Annotated in this window: 6 protein-coding genes; 1 reads left to right on the forward strand and 5 read right to left on the reverse strand. The window is 42.0% G+C overall.

What is annotated here, in order from left to right:
• Positions 1-26: 26 nt before the first annotated feature.
• The 5 genes from AB4263_RS17210 to AB4263_RS17230 all read right to left on the reverse strand — a co-directional run bounded on the left by AB4263_RS17210 (position 27) and on the right by AB4263_RS17230 (position 6,861).
• A complete protein-coding gene (locus tag AB4263_RS17210) occupies positions 27-809 on the reverse strand; it encodes a hypothetical protein (protein WP_372050594.1) in 783 nt (260 codons plus the stop codon).
• Positions 810-1,337: 528 nt separating this feature from the next.
• Positions 1,338-1,574, reverse strand: a complete 237-nt coding sequence (locus tag AB4263_RS17215) for a hypothetical protein (RefSeq protein ID WP_372050595.1) — start codon at positions 1,572-1,574, stop codon at positions 1,338-1,340.
• A 265-nt stretch (positions 1,575-1,839) separates the two neighbouring features.
• A complete protein-coding gene (locus tag AB4263_RS17220; RefSeq protein ID WP_081325388.1) occupies positions 1,840-3,357 on the reverse strand; it encodes an ISNCY family transposase in 1,518 nt (505 codons plus the stop codon).
• A gap of 235 nt (positions 3,358-3,592) precedes the next feature.
• Complete coding sequence (locus AB4263_RS17225; RefSeq protein WP_372083541.1) at positions 3,593-4,621, reverse strand: hypothetical protein; 1,029 nt, start codon at positions 4,619-4,621, stop codon at positions 3,593-3,595.
• 11 nt (positions 4,622-4,632) lie between these two features.
• On the reverse strand, positions 4,633-6,861 hold the full coding sequence (locus AB4263_RS17230; protein WP_372098597.1) for an AAA family ATPase: 2,229 nt from the start codon (positions 6,859-6,861) through the stop codon (positions 4,633-4,635).
• 358 nt (positions 6,862-7,219) lie between these two features.
• Here AB4263_RS17230 and AB4263_RS17235 point away from each other — a divergent pair, with 358 nt between their 5' ends.
• A complete protein-coding gene (locus tag AB4263_RS17235) occupies positions 7,220-10,090 on the forward strand; it encodes an ATP-dependent helicase (protein ID WP_372098598.1) in 2,871 nt (956 codons plus the stop codon).
• Positions 10,091-10,114 lie beyond the last annotated feature (24 nt).

Raw genomic sequence — 10,114 nt, forward strand, 5'->3', positions numbered from 1 at the left:
AGTGGTTAGGGACCTCATAAACCGCATTATGAGGTCTTGCTTATCCAAAATTCACCATCGCAAGGACCGACGAAAGGAATGGCTTCGCCACTGTTTAGGTACGAGTCTTCGCGTGATTCTCTTGGAGAGACAACGCAATGGTAAGTAATTGGAGATAAGCTAATAAAGAAACCAAGTTTCATAGGTCTAGATTGTCGATCCCAATATACTCGGCTGCGATATTGGTGACCTGTTTGTCTCCTATACACTATATCTTCGCGACCAAAGTAGTTCACTAACTCTTGCGTGCTTACTTTTAAAGAGAGTGTTACTGGAGCTAACGAAACGGTAGCGGTACTGAACCCAAGGTCAATTAAATCCTTTCGCATGTCGTTATAGTTTTGAATGTCGCGTTCCGGTGTATCGCTATATTTACCTCGTACTAAGCTCACTTCGTCAGAGCTCGTGATTAGATTCGAAGAGTGCGCAACGTTTTTGTAAACACCGATACGCGTAGCATCAACTAAAAAAATAGGTTCACGAGAGCATCTTTTTTCCGAAAGTGTCAAAAATTGATGAAGGTCGTAAATTTCTTTGGCTTGTTTCTGAAGTTTATTGAACAGGCTTTGATCGCCATTAACGTGACCTATCCAGCGAATATGTTGAGGTTTGGTCAGACGAAGGTGACCCGACTCGGTAAATTCTTCAGTGTATTTTGGATAGCAATGTGAACCAAAGGACTCAACTTCATTTGTGGAAGAGAGTACATCGTCGAAGAACTGCTCTTCTAATTTGAAGAAGCGTACCCAATCAGCGTTGCGGTTTGTCATTCTGGAAGACTCTTAGATAACGTATTATGTTATTGTATACAATTATTGGTTAAATACAAAATGGGCCTTGTATGACGAATAAATTGCCAGTAGCGCATCAAGAATGCGTCGAGGAAAAGGCGTTAGGCACTTAAAGGAGCTCAACTCATGCAAGAACTATGGTTATTGGTGATCTTCTATATCACATTTGGGTTTTGGGTTGGATGCGGCACCGCTCCCGCAATTCTCGTATGGATTAAGAACCCACACGAAAGTTCTTTGTGGAAGATTTGGGCTGTCACGTACAGTTTGGCGCAAGGGCCAATTGGGTTGCTTTCCATCAAAAACTGGAATATGGACTAAAGGTTATGCGTATGTCTATTGGAAGCGGTTATAAGAGGCTTACAGTCGCCTTTACTCTCTTAGTCGTCATGAAGTATGTCGAACCTGTTTCTTCACTTTTAAATGTCACCCCAAACTCTCTAGCCGATATTTCACTATTTCTATGCGCGGTATGTGTGCTCTCTATTTGGATACAGAGAAAGTTAGTTAACGACCGTATCTAACATCATCCGGTGACACTTTTTCCGCGATGTCTAAAAGTATAGCGACTACCGTTCTTTGAACATCTTGCTTTTGCTCTTCAAGAGTATAGCCAAATAAACTGATCTTTCTATCGATACCCGTTGCGATGGCATAGCCAGCTGATGGGTAGAGCACGATATTAAACGCGTCACTAATTTTAAGTTCGTGAGTGCCGTCATCCAAATTTGTCCATGAAATCATATCTCTCTCCTGTGCGCTAAGTGCATTGAAGTTCAAACAATAGCATCATCCAAAGTGGGTACACGGTAGTTTTGAGGGATATGTGAGAGAGTAATAAAGATTCATACTGAGTATTAAAGTATCATACTAAAATGGCAGCGATCGCAGTCGATACGCTGCAGTCGATACGCTGCCATTTGTGATTACCGAGGGAGGTTGACGGTCTAATTACCGAAGGACTCTGTCATAGTCTTATTAATAGTAGTCAACTATGACAGTTCTGCTCTTATTCGATAATTGATGCCTCGGCACGAGCTTCCCGTAACTCTCTTGTATTCAGCTTTTCTTCAAGCCAGATGTTCCTTACTGTTGAGTGACTAATCGAGATGTTAAATCGCTTTCTCATCTCACCACTGATCCTGATCGATGTTAGATGAGGTAATTTGAGCGTTAATGAGATGACGACATTTCGAGTCTTCTCATCGATGCGGTTACTGTGCCTTGGTTGGCCATACATACGTTTCAAAGCTAATGGACCGTGTGCTTCGAGAAGTTGACGGTTGTTGTGAATGCTTTTGACAGAGCAACCGCTCTGCCGAGCAGCTTCTCTCACATTGCCTAACTCCTTGGCAAGTTCAATAGCATCGAGCTTTTTCTGAACTTCTTCCCCGTATTCTTTCCTAGAGCTAGGCTCAACAAGCTCTTTAATGGACAGCTCTCGGTCAGCAAAGTAAGCGGTGAAGTTACCATCAAGTTGCTTACGTAGCTCAACTTGTTGACTCACGATAGAGTGCCTTAACGGAGAGGTAATTTGGTACATTGCGTTACCATAACTGAAGGTATGGTCCCGACGGATTTTTCGATATTCTTTTTGGATACATATCGCATCGAGGTTTAGGTGTTTCGGAACGGGCCTATGTTCCGAGCGCACCTGCTTAGCGTTGACGGTGAGGGTTGTCGCCCAATAGTCAGGGATGAAAGTGTTTTGCAGGTAATCATTTGCGCTATTCATATCGGTGACCCCCGCCAGTCTTAACTCAGGGACGAGACGATCTTGGAACGTATCGAAGGCGCGTTCGATACGACCTTTTCCTTGGGGGGAGTTGGCAAAAATAATTTCTATACCAAGCTCTTCGCAGGCTCGTTGCATCTGAGAGAAGTGGCAGCGTTTTGGTCCACCAAAGATACCCGCTCTATCAACATAAAGCGTCTTAAAAAGCCCCTTTTTTTCGATATAAGCCTTCATTACTTTGAGGCACCCTTCCGTAGTTTCTGAAGGAAAGAATTCCGCATGAACGTCACTGGTTGCGTCATCAATCATAGCGATAAGGCAGGACTTTTTGTCCCCGAACCAAAGGTGAGGGCTGCCGTCCATTTGCAGCATTAAGCCTTCTGCCTCCATGCGCTCTCGTCGTCTTCTTACTTTGGAGCGGCGATGTTTAGCTCGTTTTACATGATGGATTTCGTGCGCCCAGGTACGAAGTGTCTCTCGCTTTACTTTGATGCCTTCAAACACTTCCAGCATGTCTGCCAAATGAAGCATGTTAAAGTCGTAATACTTGGCTTTTATCAGAGCTTGAACTTGCTTCTTTAAGGTCACGGGAATTTTATTAGCGGGTGCTCTTCCTGTGTTGCCATGAACAACGAAAAGAATACCATCGGTACGGTATCGCCTGAGGTAACGTTCAATGGTTCGGTGGGATTTATTGAGCAGTTTCGAGGCATTGAGAATAGAGATTTTGTTAAGTGCCACTTTAGCAATGACATCCACGGTAAGCTGGGATTTAGCATCCATAACGATCATCCTATACACCCTTTGATTAATTCACAGTGATAGTCAAAGGATTACGTAAAAAGTAGGACCGTCAATTTCCCTCGGTAATTAGGCTAACGACAAAGTCGCTTGGTAGTTAAGGTACGACAGAATCGCTTGGTGATCACAGTCGATACGCTGCCATTTCTAAATCGAAAATGCCCCATTATCAGTCAGAGTAAACACTCATTAACAAGCTGTTAATGCGTATTTGCCCTAAAAAATCTTATCCAATTGATGGTGGTTTAGACCACCACCCGATGGATTGTTGTTCGGTGATGATAGCATCCAATTTGTCTTTGTCCTTGAAGATAGAAATAGCTGTGTTAAATGGACGTATTGAGCAAGTTATTCCAAACTCAGCATTGGCTGCTTTGTGTAGCTTGACGGCACCGCATCGTCCGAGTGAAAGCCATAATCTATAAATACTCTCTAACTGCTTCCATACACGCATTGCCATAGGGTTGTTAGTTGTACTAGGATTTTCCCATGGTAGCCTACCTTTCATATGTGAGTTTTCTGACATCAATTCTCTAGTTATATTTGTGAAAGACTTACCAAGATTGGCTGCTGCAATTTTCTTTTTGGCTGTATCTGTATGAGGGATACCACTTCTACCACCTTTCCTTCGAGTAATTCCCGCCTGCTCCAATGCATACTGTACTGCCGTTGCACTACATCCAAGTTTTTCGCTAATCTGCTTTAAGGTCTTGCCTTTTTGATATTCAGTAATAGCAATGGTGCTCTCAACCTCATCTAGTCTAGCGTTTGCTTTACCCACTCCTTTGAACTGCGTATTGCAATAAAATTGCATAGCGTTACGTGCAGCCTGTTCATTACATCCAAATGCCGCAGCTATTTCTCGACCAGTCATCCCTTGGCAATACATATCGTCAGCCTTTTTAGCTTGCTCCTCGGTTAAGAGTAATCTTCGTCTAATACTTTCATTTCGTGCTTTACCGTAATCTTGTGGAGATACTATTACTCCGTCCACATTCACCATACGCCACCAAGCAAAGTAGGCTTGGTTGTCGCTCGGATTAGCTTTTGCAAACAGGCCATGAGCCTCACAGTGCTCTTGATTGGTCAGGTATACAATGTTACTACCATCATCACTACCACCCATATACTGTGGAATGATGTGATGCTGTATATACCCACTGATTCGTTGGCTATTATATCTCTCAGGTTGACCACGTTTAGCTATCGCCTTGTCTATAATACTGTCGTACTTTGTCAAATATTGGTTCATCATAAGGATAATAACTAAACGTAGTAAGCTTCATAATGTGGATGGTCATTTGTGCGAATTGCTTCATCAATGATATCCCAAACCCCTTGTAATTGTGCTTGTAGGGCATCTGGTAGTTCAACACCAAAGGATATAGATTGTGCATGACTTCTTTCGTTTATGAACTCATAGAGTGTTGTCGCCTTAGCTGAAGAATTATCTATACCATTTAATAAATGCTTCTCTAAAAAACTGTTGTTATTAGCTCGGAATGGTTTATTGAACCTGAACGTAAAATAAACTTCTAATATCTTTCGTACGTATGCTTGAACTGCTACAGCATCAAATTGCTCAGGGTTCCTTACTGCTTCTTTGATTTTGGCTATCAAGTAAGCATATTCAGATTTGTGGTCTTTTAGATTTTTAGGTAACTGTTCCACGGTTGAAGCATTTTGCTTACGATTTACCAAATAGAACTCAGCACGTTTAGGTTTAACTACATCACCGTCACGTTTTACTAGTTTATAATAATCAAACCATGTCTTCACCAAATTGAAAAACTCAAAATTATGCGTTGATATGAACAACTGCTCAACTTTGTCATGGTTCAACTTGTCTTTGATAATACCAAGAACATTGTAGATATGGTTCGAATCTAAACTACATATCGGGTCATCTAAGTACACAATTGGCTTCGCGTCCTTCAAGGATTCATCTTCTAGTTCAGTAATGAAATAGGCAAAGGCAATTGCTGTACGTTCACCATCAGATAGATGTTTTGCTGGTCTTCCTTCACGCATGAACTGGTAAGTTTCACCAACAGGTTGAATCTCGATATCTGTTTTACCAAAATAAAGGCTAAGGTTATCGTTCAGGTTGTCAGCACCTTGTTTAACATTCCGAAGGGCTGCTTTGATTTCCATTACACGACCTTTTAGCCGTAGTAAATTACCCTCTGATTCGCCTTGTTTTTGTTGTAGTTCAACAACCGTTTCGTAAGCTTTAATTTGGTCATATTCCATGGTTTCTACGTAAACAAAGTGCCGTTTTATTGCATCACGGGCTACTGTTTGTTCTTTATTGTGTTCTCTTGATCGTCTGTTGTGTTCACCTATTGGAATATTGAATTGCTCAAGTAGTTTAGAAGCGATAGGCATTTGGTAATCCGATTGCAAAAATGGAACAACTTCTTCCATACGGCTGCGCTTATCTTCTAACACCTCTAGCAGACGATTTTTTAGCCGTTCAACCTGTTCTTCTAGTACAGGGATCTGTTCTACCAATTGTTCGAAGTTGGTAATTAGATCAGGGTATAAACTTGTAGCTTTTGGGACAGAATGCCCCAACTTTATGCTTCCTACTTGTTTGATCGCAGCACTGATTTTTTGAGAAAGTGCTTTGTAAGAATCTGAAAAATAAGCATTTAGCTCATCTAGCCTCACTTGTTCCAATGGGCTTTTACAGAATTGACAAGTTTTTGCTTTACCGTGATGCTTGATACCGTCTTCGACCCACTGACGGAGTCCAACATTGGCTTCTAACTCTTCTATGGTTGTTCGGGTAACAGACTCAGCCAGAATTGTCTGAATTTGGTCTAGTAAGGCTGCTGTGTTTGGTACTTTAATGAACGCATTACTTACGGGTTCTGATTTTTGTGAACGGGCAGTTTCTTCGAGTTGTAACCGTTCTTTATCAGTTTTCAGATCTTGAGATGAAACCTGAGGTAATAGTGTCCTTACACCACGGATGTCAAATTTAGAGTTACCGAGAATGCTTAAGGTGTTAACCAACTTAGCAACATCTTGAAGGCGTTTATTTTTTTCTTTCTCTTTGCTTTCAGCCAAATCTTTTAGTGATTCCCACGTTCCTTGTTCCGCTGGGATTAGTGTTTCTTCAAGATGTTTAAGTTCATCTTCTAATTCAATATTACGTTCACCAACCATGAGCACTGGGTTCACGCTCGAATCTACAAAATTAACGTTGTCTTTGATGTAATCAGAATTGAAGACACGAAGGTTGGCTATAGGCGTTAACGTAGCACTTGATACCGCCTCTCCTTCATAACGATCAACCACAAAACTCGCAGTAGTAAAGTCTTCATGAACGAGTCCTTGCTGCATAGCTCTGAAGATACGTGAAAGAGTAGTCTTTCCTGAATAGTTAAAGCCATATATCAGATTAAATTGTAGGAATGGCTGACCAGCATTCATTTTGGTGTCTTTGAAGATACCGAAGTTCTTTATTGATTTTATGTTCTTAAACATCAAGTTATCCCGACTAATATAATAGGGATACTATACCAGTTTCATTTCATAATTTGTTGCGTGTTGTCCTTTTGTATAAAGGTATCTGTACGCTCATGGAGGTTCAACCGTTATTGAACTACACCATCAGGGCTAGACAGTCCACTAAGCGACTTTCAAATACCAAAAGTCATCCGCAATTTTTAAATTTAAGTGATTACTCTAAGAAGGTTCTGCCCCATTATTAGCTTCGAACTGCTCTATATTGAAAATATTAAGATGCATTTTTATGCAAAAGCATGCCTCACCGATATTACTTATACCGCTAATGCTATAAAATGGTTGATTAACTATTATTTGCATATGGTAAGGAAGTCCGGTGACAACATCGAACCCCTCACAGAAAAAAGCAATTCAACACCATCAAGGCCCTCTGCTGATCATCGCGGGCCCGGGGTCAGGTAAAACCTATACACTGGTAGAGCGCATCATGAATTTGATTGATGTACATGGTGCAAAGCCTGAACAGCTCTTAGTCGTAACGTTCACTGAAAAAGCTGCGCAAGAGTTGAAGACTCGAATTTCGAATCGGCTCTTAGAGCGAAGTTCGCATTTCAACGTCAACGAAATGTACTTAGGTACGTTTCACTCTATATGTCTTCGTATTCTGGAAGAGTACCGCGAGTTTACCCGCCTCAAACGCAGCTTTGTGCTCATGGACCAATTCGACCAACAGTACTTCCTTTACCAAAATTTGCTTGAATTCAGCGAAATAGAAGGCATTGAATTCATTCAAGGTGAGAGTAAAATTCCGGCTTGGGCTAAATCTGAGAACTTATTGGGCTGGCTTAATAAAGCCTCAGAAGAAGTTCTTGATATCGAACAACTGACTCACTCAGATGATGTAGCGATTTCAGCTTTGGGCGAAGCCTACACCACCTATCAAGAACTCTTGAAGAAACACAATTCTCTCGATTTCTCATGCATCCAGCTTGAGACTTTGGTGTTGCTGCAACAGTACCCTCAAGTACTTGAGGAGCTTACAACAAAGATCACCTACTTGATGGTCGACGAATACCAAGACACCAATACCATTCAGGAGCAACTTTTACAGCTTTTGATGGGAGCAAAGCGTAATTTATGTGTGGTTGGTGATGATGACCAAGCACTCTATCGTTTCCGAGGGGCGAGCGTTCGTAACATCTTGGAGTTTCCATCTAAGTTTGATCCAGGAGAATGTGCGCAAGTTAAGCTATCCATCAACTACCGCTCTCATCCTGACATCGTAGGTTTTTATGATACCTATATGGGTGATAAGCCTTGGTTACGTGGCGGAGTAAACTATCGCTACAGTAAAACCATTGAAGCGCGTGATGATGGGTTTGATGCAGGGCCGACGGTTGTTAGTGCTATTACTCCAGAAGGTGATGATTGGCATGAAGATGTTTATCAGATGCTCATGCACCTAAAAAATGAAGGCAAGCTTACCGATTGGAACCAAGCAGCGTTTTTATTCCGCTCCGTAAAAGCGGATAAGGTAAGAGCGCTTGCGCAATCTCTTGAAGAAAAAGGTATTCCTGTATACTCACCACGCGCAAATTTGTTTTTTGAGCGAGAAGAAATTCGTCATTTAATTGGTGCATTACACATGGTATTTCCTATGGTGATGTTAGATCGTAAGAAAAAAATCCAAGAAGGCAAACGGCTACCAATCTGGGATTACTACGAACAACAATGCATCGCACCTTTTATTGAAAAACTGCGCCAACCGGAACAATCAGATTTACTTATGTGGTGTAAGCGCAAAGCTGCAGCGCATCATAACATGACAAAGAACGCAGAATCGGCTTTCCTTGGGTTGTTTTATGAGCTGCTTCAGTTTCCATTGTTTTCGCATTTCTTAGAGCAAGAGAATGGGTACGAACGTGCACAGCGTAACCTAGCTCAGATGAGCAGAATGCTTGGGAAATTCGAATACTTACACCATATCAGCGTCTTAAGTCCAAAGTACTTATTGCGAAACCTAACGTCTCTGTTTGATAACTTTTTGAAGTTTCTCTTCGAAGGTGGAATCGATGAGTATGAGGATATGTCTGAATACGCACCGTCTGGTTGTGTTTCGTTCTTGACCATTCACCAATCGAAAGGGTTGGAGTTTCCTATTGTATTCGTCGGTTCGCTCGAAGCAGTACCCAAGAAACAATACACTGACTTAGACGAAATCATCGAACACCAATACATGGCCAAACCTCCGTTTGAGCCGTTAGAAGATACCAAGCACTTTGACTTCTGGCGCCTTTTTTATACGGCTTTCTCTCGCCCTCAGAACCTGCTTGTTCTCACTGGCCAGGAGAAATCTGGTCATGGGAAAACGCCATCAAAGTACTTTACGGATTACACTTCAAAGCTCCCCTATTGGCGAGATGTGAAGCACAAACTTGCTTCTATTGAGTTTGAGCAAGTTAAAGACGTAAACATCAAACACGAATACGCATTTACATCGCACATTACTTTGTTTGAGACTTGCGCAGAGCAATATCGCTTGTTCAAGGAACTTGAATTTCAGCCGGTTAAAGCAAGCCCAATGCTATTCGGTACCTTGATCCACGAAACCTTGGAAGACGTGCACAAAGCTGCGCTTCGCGGGGAAGAAGATAAGATAACCAAAGATAATATTGCGGAATGGCTCCAAGATAACTACCAAAACCTGGCTAACCGTGAGCGAATGTACTTAGGTGATTCAACCCTTGGTGCGGCGCTGCAACATGTGATGCGTTACGTGGACCGCAAAGGCAGTAATTGGGATGATATCAAAGAGACGGAAGTGGATATATCCTTGGTTAAAGATCGCTATGTACTTACCGGCAGTGTTGACCTTATCAAAGGAGAAGGCGATACGGTCGAGATCATCGACTTTAAGTCTGAGCGTAAGCCAAACATGGAGAAAGACCGAGACCGCATTTTGCACCATCAGCGTCAGCTTGAGGTATACGCGCATTTGGTCGAGGAAAACACCGGTTATAAGGTGAGTAAAATGCATCTTTATTTTACGGGGGAGTCCGTAGGCTTACCGACCATCAGCTTCAACAAAAATACGGCGGTAATCGGCCAAACCATTGAACAGTTTGATAGTATTGTCGACAGAATAGAAAACAAAGATTTTTCGCTCAAGGCTCGACCAGACAAGACATGTGTTGACTGCAGTGCGCGTGGTTATTGTGACCGAAAAAATTGGAAATTTTGTGCTTAGCGAAGGCTAAGTGACATCAAAGAA

This window comes from Vibrio sp. 10N.261.55.C5, assembly GCF_041470505.1.
Classification (GTDB): Bacteria; Pseudomonadota; Gammaproteobacteria; order Enterobacterales; family Vibrionaceae; genus Vibrio; species Vibrio crassostreae_C.